The sequence below is a fragment of the Bacillota bacterium genome (assembly GCA_009711825.1).
Taxonomy (GTDB): domain Bacteria; phylum Bacillota; class Proteinivoracia; order UBA4975; family VEMY01; genus VEMY01.
On the sequence record VEMY01000026.1, the window covers coordinates 66726 to 83506 of the forward strand.

Here is a 16781-nt window from a genome sequence, read left to right on the forward strand (position 1 = left end):
GGCACGTTTTTAACGGGCAAATACATGGCGTCCAATTTGAGTGATTATTGGACGTATCCGGATCCATTGATTGGTGGCGGTAACCGGATTGTAGTAGAAGATTGCGCCCTGGCTGGGATCGGTACCTTCTAAAGCTTCTTCTACAGCGTCATACGCTGTCTGATTAGGAGTGAGCCAAAACTGGCCGTCATGAACAGCGGTAAATGCCCAAGGTTCAAAAATTACGCTGGAAATTGTGTTGGGAAATTCATCATGTTCAACGCGGTTGAAAATGACTGCTGCCACTGCAACCTGACCGTTGAATGGTTCTCCCCGGGCTTCGCTGTATACTGCCCTAGCCAGGAGATCCATTTCTTCGCTGGTTACATTCATTCGCTGCCCATTTGGATTGCCGTTTGATTGTTGCCGGGTGGGCATGGTCAGACGTTGCCCGACTACAATCAAGTTGCTCTGCAGGTTATTGGCTTGTTTTATCGCATCAACTGTTGTGTCATATTGACGGGCCAGCATAAACAAGGTGTTGCCACGCACTACCGTGTGTACTTGGGGGATTTTCAACTCTCTGCCTGCATAAATCAAATCACTGGACAGATCATTGGCATCTTTCAGGTTTTGTACTGAAACCCCAAACTGATTTGATATACGCCACAGGTTGTCTCCGGGCTTGATTTGATAAGTTTGACCGTAGGCAGTGGATAATGACGCGAGGAGGATCGTCAAACAGATGGTAAACGTCGCTGTTCTCGATAGCTTTCTTAACATAATTCACCGTCCCTTAGTAATTCTGTAGTTTATCGAAATACAGTGTAAATTATAGATGTTTCAGGGAGCCGCAACAAACCGCTTACTTGTCCATATCGGCGTCAATTGCGCACTAGTTTATGTTATGTAAACTTATCCAAGTTTTTTCTTATGATTGCTGTATGATGGCAGATTTGGGTAGAAGGGAGGTGCTCATATGGAAATTAAAAGTAAAATTCTTGAAGACAAAGATATCAAACGCACGATCAGTCGTATATCCCATCAAATTATCGAGAGAAACCAAGGTGTCGAGAATGTAGTTTTGCTAGGTATTAAAACCAGGGGGGTACCGCTTGCCAGGCGGATTCAAGAACGAATATATGCAATTGAAGGTGCCGAGTTGGCAGTGGGAGAGTTGGATATAACTCTTTATCGTGACGATTTGACTACTGAATTGGAGCAGCCAGTGGTCCATAAGACCGAAATTCCATTTCCAGTTCAGGGAAAGATAGTGGTCTTGGTTGATGACGTCCTCTATACAGGCCGCACCGTCCGGGCCGCCATGGATGCAATTGTCGATTTAGGGCGTCCCCGGGCGATACAGCTTGCTGTATTGGTCGATCGCGGTCATCGGGAACTGCCGATTCGGGCAGATTTTGTGGGTAAAAATGTGCCGACCGCCCGGGACGAAATAATATGTGTGCGTTTTGAAGAAGTCGATGGACAGGACTCTGTAGTAATTGCAAAATGATCTACCTGGCGCTGAGGGCCCTGATTGTTGGAATTGCGTTGGGGCTTGTCACCGGCGTAGGTGTCTGGGCTTTTGCTGCGGCCATAATCAGCATCGGAGCCTGGCTTCGGTTTAAAACGAAATCCCTTTTAGCTCTAGCCTGGATTTTATTTGGGATTGGGTTGGCGGCCCAGGCTTTTATAGCGCTTCCCAGACCGGAACCGTTTTATGGAGAAAAATTAACTTATCAATTTGCCCTCAATCGCCCTGTATATTTACATGGGGAGCAAATGGTTTGGGAGGCAGAAGTGCTGTTGCCACCAGAGTTATCGGGAGCAGTTGTGACAGTTACTGATGTCAGTGAATTAGGGACGTACACAGCGGAAGCAGTCTTGGTTCCACCGGTGCGTTACCGAAACCCAGGTGAACTCTGGCGCTATCGCCAGTATATGTTTAAAAGACAAGTTGGCAGGCTTACTGACAGCGAAGTAATCTTTGTTCAACCCCGCAATCCGTCAGCGCTTGAAACTGTTCGTGGAAGCTATCGTCAAAATCTCTTGACATACTTGGGTGACGAGGCGGGCCCGGTTGCCTTGGCGTTGACAACAGGTGACCGCTCGCTCTTGGGACCCGACACCCGGTCACTTTTAAATCAAACGGGTATCGGGCATATAACTGCTCTCTCGGGCATGCATTTAAGTGTGTTATCAGCACTTTGCCTTCTGATGATGCGGCAGATATCAAAACGTAAATTTGTTGCTGAAGTCGCTACTGGCATGTTGATAATCGGCTTTATTGTTTTTGTAGGGCCCCGTATCTCGTTGTTACGGGCCGCAGCAATGACTGGTTTCAGTTTAGTTGGGTATATCAGCACTGGGCGATCAACTTCAGGAGTTCAGGCCCTGTGCTGGGTGAGTTTTGTTTTTTTATGCTACAATCCTTTGTGGCTATTTGAAAGCGCTTTTTTGCTTTCCTTTGGCGCTACCTTATGTTGTTTACTATTTGGAAGGCAGGTTGAATCACGGCTAGCGCTTGTACCGCACCCCTTTCGTCGGGTGCTGGCCCTTAGCGCTGCAATCCAGCTTGGTATGCTTCCCCTCAACTTATGGTTGTTTGGCGGGGTTTCTGTGTGGGCGGTGCTGTTGAACACAATTATTGTGCCGCTGCTGCCGGTTTTAATGTTCTTTGCATTGTTATGTGGTCTAGGGGGTATGACGGCGACGCTGGCTAGTGGCTTCGCTTTGCCCTTGATTGCCGGCTTGTTGGCTATTGTTGACGGGTTCGCAAGCCTTCCTGGCTGGCTGTGGGTTCCGTGGCCGGTTATAGCGATACTGAGCGGCAGTCTGGCAACCTATTATCTTTCATTGCGTTTGTGGCCGCGTTTTCGGTTGAAATTAGCCGCTGGCGCCGGTATACTGCTCCTTGTCGGACATTTTGCTGTGCAATCAATACCGGCCGTTTGGTTTCTTGATGTGGGGCAGGGCGATGCGATTCTAATTCGCAATCAGAGACAATGGTATTTGATTGACACTGGCGATGAGTATGCCGCCCAATGGGGGTTGATTCCCGCCCTTCGTCAGCTTGGGGTGAACAAATTACGGGCAGTAATAATCTCACACCCCCATTGGGATCATGTCGGCGGTCTGCCGGTGATTCTTGATGAATTTACGGTGGATGCTATATGGGTTAATGAGGATTTTGATATAGAGATAAATGAGAGTACCCAGACTTTGACCGGTTCAATTGAACTGGCCGCCGGGATTATGCTCCATGCGCCAGGCAGGGATCTGGGGTCCTTGAATAATAATTCGCTCTTGGCTTCGCTGGATCTTAATCAGACTTCTGTGTTGCTTACTGGGGATATAGAGTTGGCCGGAGAGGAATTCTGGCAAGAGTCGGTGGATAATCACCAAATTCTTAAAGTGCCGCATCATGGCAGTGATACTTCCTCAAGCCATAGTTTTATCGAGGCGGTGGCTCCTGAAGCAGCGATAATCAGTTGCGGGCTGAATAATCGTTATCAGTTTCCTCATGAGCATACGCTGCAGGTTTTGGCAAGCAATGATATCGAAATCTGGCGCCTTGACCACCAAGGCTATGTCAGGGCCATGTTGTTGCCGGGTGGGTCCTACAATTTAAAATCTTTCGGGGGTGACGTATGGCCGAAAACTTTTTCATCCGTGGTTCGGAATATCTTGTCCGCAGCAAAATCCGGGAATTAACTGCAAAGTTTGCCGGCGAAAATATTTGGGATATCGAGCGTCCCGGTTCCTGGCAGGAGTTGGCTGATAAGCTGGCAACCCAGGGTATGTTTGCTGAGAGCAGGGTCTTTATTGTTGATTATGGGGAGTTAACCCGCTGGCAGGGTGTCGATGCCGGCAGTGTGGAGAGAGTTCTACCCAGCCATACTAATGTTTTAGTTATTTATGCTCTGGGTAAGCCGGACAAGCGTACGGGATTGTATAAAGCCGTAAGCAAACATTCCAGGGAAGAAGTTTTGTCCGCTCCACGTGACCTGGTGCGCTGGGTGATGGACGAGACAAATCATCGTCAGGGAACTATTTCGCGGTCGGCAGCCCGGGCGCTTTTGGCCCGGACAGGTCCGGATCTGCAATTGCTCAGCACTGAAATTGACAAATTGCTCAGTTATAATGCACAGATAACTGAAGAATCCGTAACTGAGCTGGCGACTAACTCTGTCCAGGCCAATGTGTTTCAATTGGTGGACGCGGTGGTAACCGGCAACACTAAGCGCAGTCTAGAAACAGCCAGCTTGTTATATACTGGCGCTTCGGCGTTTCCGTATATTATCCAGATGCTCGCCCGTCAATACCGTTATTTATTTCAGATTGTTTTTTTAAAGAAACAAGGTTTCGGCGCCAGTGAAATCAGCGAGCGTTTAAAATTGCATTCCTACGCCTTTGAAATTATGTGGAAGCAGGCAAATAACCTGGATGTAGCGAAATGTGCCGTCGCTTTGCAGAACTTGGCCGAAGCCGATTATAAATTTAAGACAGGAGCTTACCCCGCGTTTGCTCTGTTGCATAGTCTGATCACCAAATTAGCAAAATAAAAAATCCCGATTATTGGTCGGGATTTTTTTATAGTTTTGCGGCCAGTCTCGATTTGCGACGGGCAGCGGCGTTTTTATGGATGATACCTTTGGCTGCAGCTTTGTCGAGCTGGGATGAAACTTTTTGGAAAAGGACAGTGGCTTTTTCTTGTTCGCCGGCGTTGACAGCTTGTTCATATTTTTTTGCCGTTGTTTTGATGGCGGATTTGGCGCTAGTGTTGCGTACACGTTTAACAGCGCTGATTTTGACGCGCTTCTTCGCTGATTTGATATTTGGCAATTGGTACACCTCCTTGTTTCTGAATAGGCAACATAAGGATTTTATCACGGCTCCGGGTGGATTGCAAGTTTTACCGGCCAGAATTATTTTGTTTTTTCTGGGACAATCTAAGCAAGAAGGAGGGAATACAATGCTAAGATTAGTGGTTAGGTTTATAGTTTCTGCTTTGGTTTTGATGTTCGTCGGATTTCTTGTGCCGGGTGTCTCTGGAATGGGTTTTGGGACCGCTCTCCTGGCGGCAGTAGTAATCAGCGTCTTGGGATATCTGGCGGAGTCGCTGTTTGGCAAAAACGCTTCTCCTCAAAACCGGGGTTTAGCCGGCTTTGCTTCGGCAGCTGTGGTTATTTATCTGACCCAATGGCTGGTGCCTGAATTCAATGTCTCAATCATTGGCGCCCTGTTGGCTGCCTTGGTTATCGGGATAATCGACGCATTCGTGCCCACTGAGTTAAGGTAACGTGGAGGTTAATATGGAGTTAAAGACCGGACTGGTAATCGAAGCACACGAGGTACTGCTCCAAACCAGCCAGTTGCCTGAAATCGAGGGTATTGACACTCGTCATTTTCGGGAAGGCGATGTGGATATTTCAGTAATTGAGATTCTATCGGATGCTGCAGCTGAGAAAATAGGCAAAGCCAAGGGAAAGTACGTTACATTAGAGGCTCCGGGCATGCGGGACAAAAACTCTCAGCTTGAAGAGCATTTACTGGGCATCCTTAACACTCAGTTACAGGATATTGTGCCCCTCAGTGAGGACACCTCGGTACTGGTGGTGGGATTGGGAAACTGGAATGTAACCCCCGACTCGCTTGGCCCCAGCGTCGTGGAAAATCTTTATGTTACAAGGCACCTTAAATCCCTCTATCCGGATAAACTGGGGCCGGGCTTTCGAAACCTATGCGCGATCGCCCCTGGTGTGCTGGGAATTACCGGTATCGAAACCAGCGAAATCATCTATGGCATCGTGCAGCGGGTTAAACCGGATGTTGTGGTTGCGATTGATGCTCTAGCCGCTAGAAGTCTGCATCGGTTGAACACGACAATACAAATATCCGACACAGGTATTTATCCCGGCTCAGGGGTTGGCAACAGACGTCAGGGGTTGACAAAAGATACACTGGGAGTTCCTGTGATTGCAGTCGGCGTTCCGACAGTAGTTGATGCCGCCACCATGACAAACGATGTCATTGACCTTCTGATTCAAGCGATGCGTGATGAAGCGGCGGAATTGAGTTCCAACACCGAGAATATCCTCAAGATTCTTGATGATTTCGCCACCGAAGACAAGCACAAAATGATTAGAGAAGTCCTGGACCCGACAATCGGCTTGTTGATGGTCACACCAAAAGAAGTTGATCGATTATTAGAAGATATTTCGTCGCTGTTGGCCAATGCCCTCAATGTGGCTTTACATCCGCGGGTAGCCAGGGAATATTTAAATTAGGGTCATGTGACCCTTTTTTTTTATTATTTCGGTTTTGCCTGCATACTATATTTTATGGGGGTGTTCATAATGAAGATAGCGATTAAACCGGCAATTATTCTTGGCCTTTGCATGTTGTTATTGGTGAGTTTACTTTTGGGCCAGTGGTTTGCTCCACTATCCATGACTTTGGGTTTTGACCCCACATATTTATTGAGTTGGGGCGCCCCCGCGGTTTTTTACGACGGCTTTGGTAACCGTGGCCTCAGCGCTCAGGTGGAACCGTGGCGCTTGTTGGGCTTGCAGCTACCCGCGTTTGCCGCCCTGGAACTCCCGGAGGAAGTTCCGGTTATTGAGCCCAGTCCTTTAGAACCTGTCTCTCCCGGACTTAACCAGCCGACAGACCCTGAGGCGCCCGCGATTAAGGTGGACGGTCTTGTGGGGATTTACCACTCCCATACAACTGAATCTTTTATTTCTACCGCGGGAGTGACACATACAGAAAACTTTGACAAAACTGTAGTACGGCTTGGAATGGTTATTGCAGACTCCCTAACCGCCCGGGGAATCGATGTCGTACATGACCGCACATACCATGACCAGATTTACAGCGAATCCTACCGGCGTTCCGCTGAGACGCTAAAAAAAATGAAAGCCAGCCATCCCGGCTTTAACTTAATAATGGATGTCCACCGGGATTCGGTGAGATCTAATCCGAGAGGGGCAACTACAGCACGCATAAATGGTCGTGAAGCAGGGATGATAATGTTTATAGTGGGCTCACGGCATCAAAACTGGCGGGAAAATTACCGGGTTGCCATGTCGCTGGACGCAATTATCGAAGAGATGTATCCGGGATTGACTCGGGGAGTACGGGTGTATAGTTTTGCAACGTATAATCAGGATTTGCATCCCCAGTCAATATTAGTGGAAATCGGTGGCGATCATAATACTTTAGAGGAAGCGATGTATGGCGCCGAGCTGTTTGCGGACGCGGTGGCAGTATATCTGGAGGGGTTAAATCCTGAGCGCTGAAGAGAAGAACCTGTTGTTCGTCTGTATGCTGATACTCGCGATTGCTGTCCCGACAGGAATCAACATTGTGGATAGAAAGTTCACCGCCCTGCAGCAACCAGATTCCCCGTTTGTAACCATCGGCATCGAGTATGCCCATGGGTTTGTTTTAGCTGGTCCGGACAATGTTTACAACATTCCGGGCCTGCAATTATTTAACCTGGCTGTTCAGGATGAACATATAGTAGTAACCATTGGCGAAACCCAATTTACGCTGCCTTTGTACATTGATTTGTTTAGACTTGGTTCGCAAGCTGCAGATATTGACAAAACAATGCGCTAATGGTATTTTTTTTAGTGTGGATTAGCACTCATGTTAAACGAGTGCTAACAGAAGGGAGGAGCGCGATGCTGGATGCCAGAAAGCGTCAAATTCTGAAGGCGATTATTCAGGACTATATCTTTACCGCAGAGCCGGTTGGTTCCAGGGCCCTGGTCAAACGGCATGATATCGGGCTCAGTCCGGCCACAATTCGTAATGAAATGGCAGACCTGGAGGAGCTGGGCTATTTAGAGCAGCCGCACACTTCTGCTGGACGCATCCCGTCACATAACGGCTACAGGTTTTATGTGCACTCACTGATGGAGGACATGGAGCTGACTGGCGATGATTTGTTTCAACTTAAGAACTTGATTTCAGAAGTCAGCCCGGAAACCAACCAATTTCCCCGGCAGATTGCAAAATTGCTCTCCTCATTGACCAGCTACATTTCTTTGATCGCCGAACCGTCTGACAAAGATCGCTGCATCAGTCATGTGGATATAATCCCCCGAACCAATGATTTGGGAACGATGATTGTTGTGCTCAATGACGGTATTGTCAAGTTTCGTTCGGTTACTTTACCGGACGGGCTGCAGGTTTCTCAAATCAAGGCTCTTACAACATTTGTGAATCACCACCTTCAGGGGGTACCGCTTGCCCAGATTTCAGATTCGCTGTTGCGGGGCATCAAGAGCGATTTTGCCGGCAATATTGCCGTCGTAGACCACATAATTAAATTGGTTCAGTTTATGCTGGACAGCGAAAATGAAAACCTGGTGGTGGACGGCGCTGTTAACATGCTCCAGCAACCAGAATTTAACGATGTCGGTAAAGTCCGAGAGCTGCTTCAGTCACTGGAGCAAAACGATTTGCTTTTACAACTGTTAAATGCAGGTCGCGCCGAGGCTGATACAATCATCAAAATCGGTTCCGAGATTGGACTCGATTCATTTAATAATTGCAGTCTTGTGGTTACGGCTTTTAAACGAAACAACAAAAATATGACTATTGGTATTCTTGGTCCTACACGGATGGACTACGCAAAGACACTTAGTTTTATCAAGGTGTTGCGGGAGTATTTGAATAGTTTTGGAGGTATTGGCAATGACTGAAGAAAAGCAAAATCCTGAGCAAGTTGAAGAACAAGCGAATTCTGCTGAACCAGAAGAAACCGGACCCTGTCCGCAATGCCAGGAGTTGGAGGCAAGATATAAGCGCCTGGCCGCTGATTTGGAAAATTTCCGAAAGCGCTCTGAACGAGTGAATCGGGAAATTGTGTCCCGGGCCACAGAAGACCTGGTTTGCAAGCTGCTTCCGGTGTTGGATAATTTCCGGATTGCCCTGGATCGAGGTAAGCAGGACGATCCTTTTTTCAAGGGAATGGAAATGATTCATCAACAGTTGATGGATGTTTTGCAGGCAGAGGGACTTCAGCCCCTTTCGGCACAAGGGGAGAGCTTTGACCCATCTTTTCACGAAGCGGTGGCCTTTGTTGATGCTGATGCGGACTGCCCGGGCAACATAGTAACGGAAGATTTACGCCTGGGCTATAAGCTGGGTGATAAGCTAATCAGACCATGTATGGTTAAGGTGAGTAAACAGAAGGAGGAACAAGACGATGAGTAAAGTAATTGGTATTGATTTGGGAACAACAAACTCAGTTTTGGCTGTGATGGAAGGGGGTAAACCGGAGGTTATCGTCAACTCCGAGGGTGGCCGCCTTACTCCTTCAGTGGTGGCCTTCAGCAAGAATGGCGAGCGTTTGGTTGGACAAACTGCAAAGCGACAGGCCGTTGTTAACCCGGAACGGACAATCTCTTCAATTAAACGGCATATGGGCACAGATCACAAAGTAACCATTGATGATAAATCTTTTACTCCCCAAGAAATATCGGCAATGGTCTTACAAAAAATGAAAAAAGACGCCGAGGAATATCTGGGCGAGGAAGTAAAGGATGCGGTAGTTACCGTCCCCGCTTATTTCAGCGATTCCCAGCGGCAGGCAACCAAGGATGCTGGCAAGATTGCCGGTCTCAATGTACTGCGTATAATTAACGAGCCGACAGCAGCAGCCCTGGCATACGGTCTGGATAAAGATAATGATCAGGTAATTTTGGTCTTTGACCTGGGTGGTGGTACCTTCGATGTTTCAATCCTTGAAATTGGCGACGGCGTTTTTGAGGTAAAGGCAACAAATGGCAATAACCGCCTGGGTGGCGATGATTTTGACCAATGTGTAATGGATTGGATGGTCAGCGAGTTTAAAAAGCAAACCGGAATTGACCTCAGCAAAGATAAAACTGCTGCTCAGCGTTTGGTTGAGGCAGCGGAAAAGGCAAAGATTGAACTTTCCTCTACTTTACAAACAAATATCAGTCTACCGTTTATCACCGCAACCCAAGACGGGCCGCAGCATTTGGATATGACCTTGACCCGGGCTAAGTTTAATGAGCTCACCAGACATTTGGTGGAGTTGACTATGAAGCCGACGCGTCAGGCGCTGGAAGATGCCAAACTCAAGCCCGAAGAAATTGACAAAATCATCTTGGTTGGCGGCTCTACCCGCATCCCCGCCGTCCAGGATGCAATCAAGGAAATGACCGGCAAGGAGCCCCATAAAGGGGTCAACCCCGATGAAGTTGTGGCCCTAGGCGCTGCAATTCAGGGCGCAGTTTTGGCTGGCGAAGTTAAAGATGTCCTGCTTTTGGATGTTACGCCCCTGTCCTTGGGTATTGAAACCCTGGGCGGCGTGTTTACCAAACTGATTGAACGGAATACGACAATACCCACTTCAAAGAGCCAGATTTTTTCCACTGCCTCTGACAATCAGCCCAGTGTTGAAATCCACGTGCTTCAGGGTGAGCGCCCGATGGCTGCCGATAACAAAACTTTGGGCCGCTTCCATCTGGACGGCATTCCGCCGGCACCCCGTGGTGTGCCACAGATCGAGGTTTCTTTTGATATCGACGCCAACGGGATTGTCAATGTTTCCGCCAAGGACTTGGCTACCAAGAAGGAACAAAAAATTACAATCACTGCTTCCAGCGGTCTCGATGATAATGAAATCGAAAAAATGGTTCAGGATGCCGAAAAGTATGCCCAGTCTGATGAAGAGCGCAAAAAGCTGGCGGAAGCTAAGAATAACGCCGACAATTTGGTCTACAGCACTCGCAAAACCGTCAGCGACCTGGGTGACAAAGTAGATGCGGCACGTAAACAGGAAATTGAGGCGGCCGTAACGAAGTTGGAAGAGGCCATTAAGAGTGAAGACCTGCAGCAGATTGAGGCTGAAACCGAGACTGTTACAAAAATCATGCATGAGTTATCGGCTCAGGCTTATCAGCAATCAGCAGAAGCTGAAGGGGCAGATGCTGGCGCTGAAGAGGGGACAGTTGACGCTGACGCCACTGATGTAGATGAAGAAAAATAATTTGGGACCCAAAGTCAAAGCCTGGCTTGGCTTTGACTTTTTAAATGCGGGAGGTGTTGCCGATGTCTGGATTTGATCCCTATCAGACCCTGGGTGTAAGCAAAAATGCTTCCCAGGAGGAAATAAAAAAAGCATATCGGAAACTGGCTCGTAAATATCATCCGGACCACAATCCTGGCGATAAGAGCGCGGAAGTCAAGTTCAAAGAATTAAAGAAGGCCTATGACATCATTGGCGATGCCAACCGGCGGGAGCAATACGATAATTACGGCTTTACCGGCGATGAACAGCAAGCTGGTGGTTTTGGCGGTTTTGACGGCGGTTTTGGAGTAAACTTTGAAGACATCTTTGAGTCGATGTTTGGCCAGGGTTTTGGCGGCCAAGGCGGCAGGCAGCGGCCACAACGAGGTGCTGATTTGCGCATGGATCTCTCCTTGAGTTTTGAGGAGGCCGCTTTTGGAACCGAAAAAGAAGTTTCGTATCATGTCTATACCGTATGTTCCGACTGTCATGGTTCCGGCGCCCGTCCGGGCACAAGTCGTCAGCAGTGTTCCGAGTGTAAGGGCAGCGGACAAGTGCGTGTGGTAAAAAACACCTTGTTGGGCAGGATGGTACAGGTCCAAACCTGTCCCAGTTGTTCCGGCCAGGGCAGTGTGATCAAGGAGAATTGTCCCAATTGCCGTGGCCAGGGGCGGGTGGAAACGCAGCTGCGTAAGAAGATCAAAATTCCCGCTGGCGTCGATAATGGGTCCCGAATCAGGGTTAGCGGCGGTGGCCATGCCGGTCATCAAGGAGCCCCGGCCGGAGACCTATATCTGGTGGTTTCTGTGCGCCCCCATGAATATTTCACTAGAAAGGGGCAGGATGTGCACTTGGATGTTCCCATTGGCCTTGCCCAGGCGGCCCTGGGGGTTGAATTGGATGTGCCCACACTTGATGGCGTCCAACGTTTGAATATTCCCCCCGGGACCCAAAGTGGCGACAGTTTCCGCATTCGGGGCAAAGGGATACCAGCTGTAAATCGGAATATCCGCGGCGACCAACTGGTGAAAGTCCGCATTGATGTGCCAAAGCGTCTGAGCCCCGAGGCCAGGGAAGCTTTGCGGACATATGCCAAGTACAGCGGGGAAACTATTGAGAATGTAGACGGCGATATTCTCACCCGAATAAAACGGGCTTTTGGCAGGAGGTAGTAACTTGAGCTGGTCTGAAATAAAGGTGACAACGGCAGGGAACTATATTGAAACAGTGGCAAACTTTTTTCATGAAACCAATGCTGGTGGTGTGGTTATTGAGCAGGGGCCGGGTGCCCAGAGCTCGGCAATCGCTTATCTGCAAAGCGGCCCGGGTGTAGAGGATGTTCTGGCCCGGTTGGAAAATCTATTTTCTGACCTGGGTGAAAATCTGGAGTATAGTATCACGCCGATAAAGGAAGAAGACTGGGCGGAAGAGTGGAAAAAATATTATCATCCGGTGACAATTGGCAGCGTTACAATTAAACCTTCCTGGCTGGATTTCTCTGGCGCTTCGCCAATTGTAATCGAGTTGGACCCAGGGTTGGCTTTTGGTACCGGTATTCATCCCACCACCCAGCTCTGTGTGCGGGAACTTGTGAAATTAGTTCGTCCCGGGTGGACGGTCATAGATATCGGCTCCGGTTCGGGGATTTTGTCCATTCTCGCCGCGAAGCTGGGAGCGCATCGGGTAACCGGCTATGAAATTGATTCAATGGCAGTGCGAATTGCCAGGGAAAACAGTTTGCGCAATAATTGCAGCGTGAATTTTATTGAGGCCGATGCGCTAAAGGGCGACCTGCTTCAGGAAGCTGATTTGTTAGTGGCAAATATTGGTTTTAACGCTGCCCTGACTTTGTTAGGTTTGTATGCCGATAAACTTAAAGCCGGCTTAATGGTTCTCAGCGGTTTTTCCAACGAACAGCTCCAGCAGTTACAGCGGCAGGCTGATGCTGCTGAAATCTTTGTTCGTTCCCGAACCAAAGATGGTTGGGGCTGCCTGGTTGTTGGACAATGAAACGCTTGGTAGTTGCAGGACATTTCGCGCCCGGAGAAGCGGTTCCGCTTTCTCAGGAGCAGCTGCATTATTTGCAGACAGTGCTGCGCCTTAGTCCCGGGGACAAGTTTGTTTTGATTGATCAGCAAGGCCAAGGATACTTGGCTGTTCTCCAGTCTGAACATTGCCATTTGGAGATGACAGCTGCAATTGCCGATAATGAGCCGCAGATCGATGTCGAGTTATGCTTACCGCTGCTAAAAGGTGATAAACTGGAATGGGTTATCCAGAAAAGTGTTGAATTGGGAGTGCAAAGGATTGTTCTTTACTCCGCTGCCCGTAGTGTTGTCAAGGTGACGGGGAGTTTCCAACGCAAGCTGGCCCGATGGCAGACAATCGCTGTCAACGCTGTGCAGCAGTGTCGACGTACCCGGATACCGGAGATCGTTGGGATGAAGAATTTGGAACAATTGCCTGGCGGTGACCGTCTGTCTCTGTTCGCATGGGAGGAGGCCAAAGATCCCGGGCTGTCCCGTTTGACAGCTTCTGTTACCGGCGCCCTAAGAATTCTCGTGGGCCCCGAGGGCGGGCTTACCGAAGAAGAAGCAGAGATTTTGACCCAGGCTGGCTGGCAGCAGGTGAGTCTGGGGCCACGAATATTGCGGGCCGAAACTGCTGCCATTGCCATGTTAACCTGTGTGCTCTTTGCTGCAGGCGAATTGGGGTGAAACCGATTAAAATCGCAATTACCACTTTGGGTTGTAAAGTTAATCAGGACGAATCGGCAGGAATTGAACAATTATTTACCAACGCAGGCCATGATATTGTTAATTTTTCCGAGCATGCAGATGTTTATATTGTTAATACCTGCACTGTAACCCACCTGGGTAGTCGGAAATCCCGTCAACTATTACGACAGGCGCGTCGGCGCAATAATGCGGCCTGTGTTGTTGCCCTGGGCTGTTATCCCCAAACTGCTTCCGGTGAGTTGAGTGAAATGGCCGAAGTTGATTTGGTGGTGGGGAACAGCCACAAGCGAGAAATTGTTAACATTGTCGAAAAGGCTATACAAGGCAACCAACGGCGGGTGGTGGTGCACCCACTTGAGAGCTTTGATGAATTGCCGGTGGCGGTGACCGCCAGTAGGCATCGTGCGACCCTTAAAATCCAGGAAGGGTGCCAGCGGTTTTGCACATATTGCATTGTGCCAATGGCCCGGGGCGGATTGCGGAGCATGCCGGTGGCCCAGGTTGTGGAGCGGGCTCAAGAGCTGGCGGCCAAAGGGTATGGTGAAATTGTTCTTACCGGTATCAACTTGACTTCCTATGGGCGGGAAACTGTTGACGGCCGCTCTCTGGCAGCGGTGATTCGCGCCCTGGACGTTTTGCCTGTCGATGTTCGTGTCCGGATTAGTTCGGTGGAGCCCACCGATTTCAACGCTGATTTGATCGATGCCATTGCCGGTAACCCCAGGGTCTGCAAACATTTTCATATCCCTTTGCAAAGCGGGAGTGACAATATTCTCAGGCGCATGGGACGGAAATATCAACGTAAAGATTATTTGGATTTGATTGCCGGCCTTAAGAATAAGTTTAATAAGCCGTCTTTTTCCACTGACATCATTGTCGGTTTTCCCGGCGAATCTGATGCTGATTTTCTGCAAACAGTAGAGTTGGTTGAAGCTGTTGAGTTTTGCAAGCTCCATGTGTTTCGGTTTTCTGCCCGGCAGGGCACTCCGGCGGCAAAATTCAAGGAGCAAATTGCTCCCCAACTGAAAAATAGCCGTAGCGAAATCTTGATTGATGCCGGACACGGTTCCGCGCTACGCTATGCCAATTCTTTAGTTGGGTTTGAAGAATCGGTATTAATAGAGGAACCGAGTCCGGTGGATGAAGGTTACATGGTTGGCTATGGCGAGCGTTATGTGCGAATCCATTGCGCCGCAGAGGCAGAACCCGGCAGTATCCTGCCTGTTAAGATTACCAGTCAGTTCAACGGAGAGTTGAAGGGACAAATGGTATAAGCAAGAGTCCATAATCATATATATACATTACCTCGCAAAAAATGGGAGGTAATGTTATGACCAGATTAATCGTTGTTGAGGCCAAACGGCTGCTGCCGCTGGCGGTATTGTTTTTGATGCTCTTGGCTGTATCGGTTTATGACGGACTGTCCGGGCCGGTTTCGCCTGTAACCCATGAGGCAGATACAATTCCTTACCGCAGTGTCGGCCAGGGTTCGCTTTTGTCGGGTAACGAGATTATCGTGATCAGCGATTGGGATATGTGGGTTTCTGTTCATGGAACACTGGGAATAGGTCTCAGTGACTATGATTTTAATCCCGACACCGAAATCGCCTTGCTTTTGCTAAACTGTCAGGCGCGGAGTACTGCGATTTCTGATGAAGGTGTTGTGTCAATTGCTGCTTTAGAGCGAAAAGACACATATCAACTGATTGTTATTGATCGGACTCACCTGCCTGGGGGAGGCATGGATATTAAATTCGAACTAACGTCTAATTAGACGCCCAGTGAACGGGCGTTTAATTTTTATGCAGGATTTGGGAAATATATCTAGAAATATTAACATAGGGTTCAGGAGGTGATATCAATGTCTGACTGTATTTTTTGTAAAATTGCTAGTGGCGAAATCGACTCGGAAGCAATTTACCGGGACGACGAAATAATCGTCATCAAGGATATTAACCCGCAGGCGCCGGTGCATTTGCTGGTAATTCCGGCAAAACACTACCAGGATCTCACTGCCCCCGAGTTTGAAGCTCCGCTTATGGGTCGACTGCTGGCCAAAGCCTCCGAGCTTGGTAAACGCTACGGGCAGGAAAACGGTTTCCGGGTCGTGATAAATACAGGGCGCTTGGCCGGTCAAACCGTGGGGCATGTTCATTTCCATGTACTGTCCGGTAGGGAGTTACAGTGGCCTCCGGGCTAAATAAGTTGACAGCTAACCAAAAACAAGGGTATAATTTACTGCGTGCAACAGTTGTCGGTTTTTTTGAGGGGAGGGTAGAAACACGTGTCTGAAGTAAAGGTAGGCAAAAACGAATCTTTGGATAACGCCCTGCGCCGGTTTAAACGTCAGTGTCAAAAGTCCGGCGTTTTGTCAGAGGTCCGCAAGCGGGAGCATTATGAGAAACCCAGCGTCAAGCGGAAGAAGAAGTCAGAAGCAGCACGACGCAAAAAAAGAAGATTTTAATTAAGGAGCAGGGCAAATGGTTGAAATTATTAATATCCTCGATCAGGATATGAAAGCTGCCATGAAAGAGAAGGATAAGTTCACCCTCTCAGTAATTCGGATGCTCCGCTCAGAAATCAAATATGCAGAAATTGCAGCAGGTTCCTCTTTAAATGAGGAGCAGGTTATTGATGTTTTGTCCCGGGAGGCCAAGAAACGCCGCGATGCGGCCGCTGATTATGTAAAAGCGGGGCGCGCTGAGACGGCGAAAAATCTTGAACAGGAAGTAGCGATAATCAGCCGCTACTTACCAGAACCACTGAGTGAGACAGAACTTACAGAACTTGTCAGCGCTGCAATAACCGAGACCGGGGCCTCGACCCCTGCCGATATCGGCAAAGTCATGGGAATCGTTATGCCCCAGGTCAAGGGACGGGCTGATGGAAAGCAGGTTTCTGCTTTTGCCCGGAAATTAATCAGTAAATAACCGGGAGACCGGTTATTTACTTTTAGAGCAGGATAAATCCAGCATTTTGACGAATATTAATTTATTAGTAATAGTTCA

At 48.7% G+C, this 16781-nt stretch carries 20 protein-coding genes; 18 read left to right on the plus strand and 2 right to left on the minus strand.

Going from position 1 to position 16781, the window contains the following annotated elements; all coding sequences use genetic code 11:
- Positions 1 to 9: 9 nt before the first annotated feature.
- Positions 10 to 762: a LysM peptidoglycan-binding domain-containing protein gene (locus FH749_09080; protein MTI95628.1), complete on the minus strand. Its 753-nt coding sequence runs from the start codon at positions 760 to 762 to the stop codon at positions 10 to 12.
- Between the two features lie 196 nt (positions 763 to 958).
- Between FH749_09080 and pyrR the strand changes: the two genes are divergently transcribed.
- From pyrR to holA, 3 genes are read left to right on the plus strand one after another with little or no spacing between them, the layout of a single operon-like run.
- Positions 959 to 1492: a bifunctional pyr operon transcriptional regulator/uracil phosphoribosyltransferase PyrR gene (gene pyrR, locus FH749_09085; GenBank protein MTI95629.1), complete on the plus strand. Its 534-nt coding sequence runs from the start codon at positions 959 to 961 to the stop codon at positions 1490 to 1492.
- The gene (locus tag FH749_09090; protein MTI95630.1) at positions 1489 to 3693 is read left to right on the plus strand and encodes a DNA internalization-related competence protein ComEC/Rec2; all 2205 of its coding nucleotides are present in this window, start codon (positions 1489 to 1491) and stop codon (positions 3691 to 3693) included. The genes pyrR and FH749_09090 overlap by 4 nt, the downstream gene beginning before the upstream one ends.
- Positions 3630 to 4544 (plus strand): DNA polymerase III subunit delta, encoded by a 915-nt coding sequence (holA, locus tag FH749_09095; protein MTI95631.1) that lies wholly within the window; start codon positions 3630 to 3632, stop codon positions 4542 to 4544. Before FH749_09090 ends, holA begins: the two co-directional genes overlap by 64 nt.
- A 28-nt stretch (positions 4545 to 4572) precedes the next feature.
- On the opposite strand, the gene rpsT is transcribed toward holA, so the two are convergent.
- On the minus strand, positions 4573 to 4824 hold the full coding sequence (gene rpsT / locus FH749_09100; protein ID MTI95632.1) for a 30S ribosomal protein S20: 252 nt from the start codon (positions 4822 to 4824) through the stop codon (positions 4573 to 4575).
- A 130-nt stretch (positions 4825 to 4954) separates the two neighbouring features.
- Between rpsT and FH749_09105 the strand changes: the two genes are divergently transcribed.
- From FH749_09105 to FH749_09175, 15 genes are all read left to right on the plus strand, one after another.
- Positions 4955 to 5281 carry a phage holin family protein gene (locus FH749_09105; protein ID MTI95633.1) on the plus strand — a complete coding sequence of 109 codons (327 nt, stop codon included), beginning with the start codon at positions 4955 to 4957 and terminating at the stop codon, positions 5279 to 5281.
- Between the two features lie 13 nt (positions 5282 to 5294).
- Positions 5295 to 6269 (plus strand): GPR endopeptidase, encoded by a 975-nt coding sequence (locus FH749_09110; GenBank protein MTI95634.1) that lies wholly within the window; start codon positions 5295 to 5297, stop codon positions 6267 to 6269.
- Positions 6270 to 6323: 54 nt separating this feature from the next.
- The gene (locus tag FH749_09115) at positions 6324 to 7283 is read left to right on the plus strand and encodes a hypothetical protein (protein ID MTI95635.1); all 960 of its coding nucleotides are present in this window, start codon (positions 6324 to 6326) and stop codon (positions 7281 to 7283) included.
- Positions 7284 to 7350: 67 nt separating this feature from the next.
- A complete protein-coding gene (locus FH749_09120; protein MTI95636.1) occupies positions 7351 to 7605 on the plus strand; it encodes a hypothetical protein in 255 nt (84 codons plus the stop codon).
- Positions 7605 to 8696 carry a heat-inducible transcription repressor HrcA gene (gene hrcA / locus FH749_09125; GenBank protein MTI95637.1) on the plus strand — a complete coding sequence of 364 codons (1092 nt, stop codon included), beginning with the start codon at positions 7605 to 7607 and terminating at the stop codon, positions 8694 to 8696. The genes FH749_09120 and hrcA overlap by 1 nt, the downstream gene beginning before the upstream one ends.
- A complete protein-coding gene (locus FH749_09130; GenBank protein ID MTI95638.1) occupies positions 8689 to 9210 on the plus strand; it encodes a nucleotide exchange factor GrpE in 522 nt (173 codons plus the stop codon). Before hrcA ends, FH749_09130 begins: the two co-directional genes overlap by 8 nt.
- Positions 9203 to 11014 carry a molecular chaperone DnaK gene (gene dnaK, locus FH749_09135; GenBank protein ID MTI95639.1) on the plus strand — a complete coding sequence of 604 codons (1812 nt, stop codon included), beginning with the start codon at positions 9203 to 9205 and terminating at the stop codon, positions 11012 to 11014. The genes FH749_09130 and dnaK overlap by 8 nt, the downstream gene beginning before the upstream one ends.
- A 62-nt stretch (positions 11015 to 11076) precedes the next feature.
- The gene (gene dnaJ, locus FH749_09140) at positions 11077 to 12207 is read left to right on the plus strand and encodes a molecular chaperone DnaJ (protein MTI95640.1); all 1131 of its coding nucleotides are present in this window, start codon (positions 11077 to 11079) and stop codon (positions 12205 to 12207) included.
- A complete protein-coding gene (locus FH749_09145; GenBank protein ID MTI95641.1) occupies positions 12194 to 13045 on the plus strand; it encodes a 50S ribosomal protein L11 methyltransferase in 852 nt (283 codons plus the stop codon). Before dnaJ ends, FH749_09145 begins: the two co-directional genes overlap by 14 nt.
- Complete coding sequence (locus FH749_09150) at positions 13042 to 13752, plus strand: 16S rRNA (uracil(1498)-N(3))-methyltransferase (GenBank protein ID MTI95642.1); 711 nt, start codon at positions 13042 to 13044, stop codon at positions 13750 to 13752. The genes FH749_09145 and FH749_09150 overlap by 4 nt, the downstream gene beginning before the upstream one ends.
- On the plus strand, positions 13527 to 15047 hold the full coding sequence (gene mtaB / locus FH749_09155) for a tRNA (N(6)-L-threonylcarbamoyladenosine(37)-C(2))-methylthiotransferase MtaB (GenBank protein MTI95643.1): 1521 nt from the start codon (positions 13527 to 13529) through the stop codon (positions 15045 to 15047). Before FH749_09150 ends, mtaB begins: the two co-directional genes overlap by 226 nt.
- Positions 15048 to 15103: 56 nt before the next feature.
- Entirely contained in the window at positions 15104 to 15547 is a 444-nt protein-coding gene (locus FH749_09160) for a hypothetical protein (protein MTI95644.1), read from the plus strand.
- Between the two features lie 87 nt (positions 15548 to 15634).
- On the plus strand, positions 15635 to 15973 hold the full coding sequence (locus FH749_09165) for a histidine triad nucleotide-binding protein (GenBank protein MTI95645.1): 339 nt from the start codon (positions 15635 to 15637) through the stop codon (positions 15971 to 15973).
- Between the two features lie 84 nt (positions 15974 to 16057).
- Positions 16058 to 16237, plus strand: coding sequence for a 30S ribosomal protein S21 (locus tag FH749_09170; GenBank protein ID MTI95646.1), 180 nt, complete (start codon positions 16058 to 16060; stop codon positions 16235 to 16237).
- 16 nt (positions 16238 to 16253) lie between these two features.
- Positions 16254 to 16703 carry a GatB/YqeY domain-containing protein gene (locus FH749_09175; protein ID MTI95647.1) on the plus strand — a complete coding sequence of 150 codons (450 nt, stop codon included), beginning with the start codon at positions 16254 to 16256 and terminating at the stop codon, positions 16701 to 16703.
- The last annotated feature ends 78 nt before the right edge of the window (positions 16704 to 16781 follow it).

What these genes read in the sequence shown, in the direction of transcription:
- FH749_09080 (MTI95628.1), bottom strand. Translation starts at nt 762, where the DNA reads ATGTTAAGAAAGCTATCGAGAACAGCGACGTTTACCATCTGTTTGACG.
- pyrR (MTI95629.1), top strand. Translation starts at nt 959, where the DNA reads ATGGAAATTAAAAGTAAAATTCTTGAAGACAAAGATATCAAACGCACG.
- FH749_09090 (MTI95630.1), top strand. Translation starts at nt 1,489, where the DNA reads ATGATCTACCTGGCGCTGAGGGCCCTGATTGTTGGAATTGCGTTGGGG.
- holA (MTI95631.1), top strand. Translation starts at nt 3,630, where the DNA reads ATGGCCGAAAACTTTTTCATCCGTGGTTCGGAATATCTTGTCCGCAGC.
- FH749_09105 (MTI95633.1), top strand. Translation starts at nt 4,955, where the DNA reads ATGCTAAGATTAGTGGTTAGGTTTATAGTTTCTGCTTTGGTTTTGATG.
- FH749_09110 (MTI95634.1), top strand. Translation starts at nt 5,295, where the DNA reads ATGGAGTTAAAGACCGGACTGGTAATCGAAGCACACGAGGTACTGCTC.
- FH749_09115 (MTI95635.1), top strand. Translation starts at nt 6,324, where the DNA reads ATGGGGGTGTTCATAATGAAGATAGCGATTAAACCGGCAATTATTCTT.
- hrcA (MTI95637.1), top strand. Translation starts at nt 7,605, where the DNA reads ATGGTATTTTTTTTAGTGTGGATTAGCACTCATGTTAAACGAGTGCTA.
- FH749_09130 (MTI95638.1), top strand. Translation starts at nt 8,689, where the DNA reads ATGACTGAAGAAAAGCAAAATCCTGAGCAAGTTGAAGAACAAGCGAAT.
- dnaK (MTI95639.1), top strand. Translation starts at nt 9,203, where the DNA reads ATGAGTAAAGTAATTGGTATTGATTTGGGAACAACAAACTCAGTTTTG.
- dnaJ (MTI95640.1), top strand. Translation starts at nt 11,077, where the DNA reads ATGTCTGGATTTGATCCCTATCAGACCCTGGGTGTAAGCAAAAATGCT.
- FH749_09150 (MTI95642.1), top strand. Translation starts at nt 13,042, where the DNA reads ATGAAACGCTTGGTAGTTGCAGGACATTTCGCGCCCGGAGAAGCGGTT.
- mtaB (MTI95643.1), top strand. Translation starts at nt 13,527, where the DNA reads ATGGGAGGAGGCCAAAGATCCCGGGCTGTCCCGTTTGACAGCTTCTGT.
- FH749_09160 (MTI95644.1), top strand. Translation starts at nt 15,104, where the DNA reads ATGACCAGATTAATCGTTGTTGAGGCCAAACGGCTGCTGCCGCTGGCG.
- FH749_09165 (MTI95645.1), top strand. Translation starts at nt 15,635, where the DNA reads ATGTCTGACTGTATTTTTTGTAAAATTGCTAGTGGCGAAATCGACTCG.
- FH749_09175 (MTI95647.1), top strand. Translation starts at nt 16,254, where the DNA reads ATGGTTGAAATTATTAATATCCTCGATCAGGATATGAAAGCTGCCATG.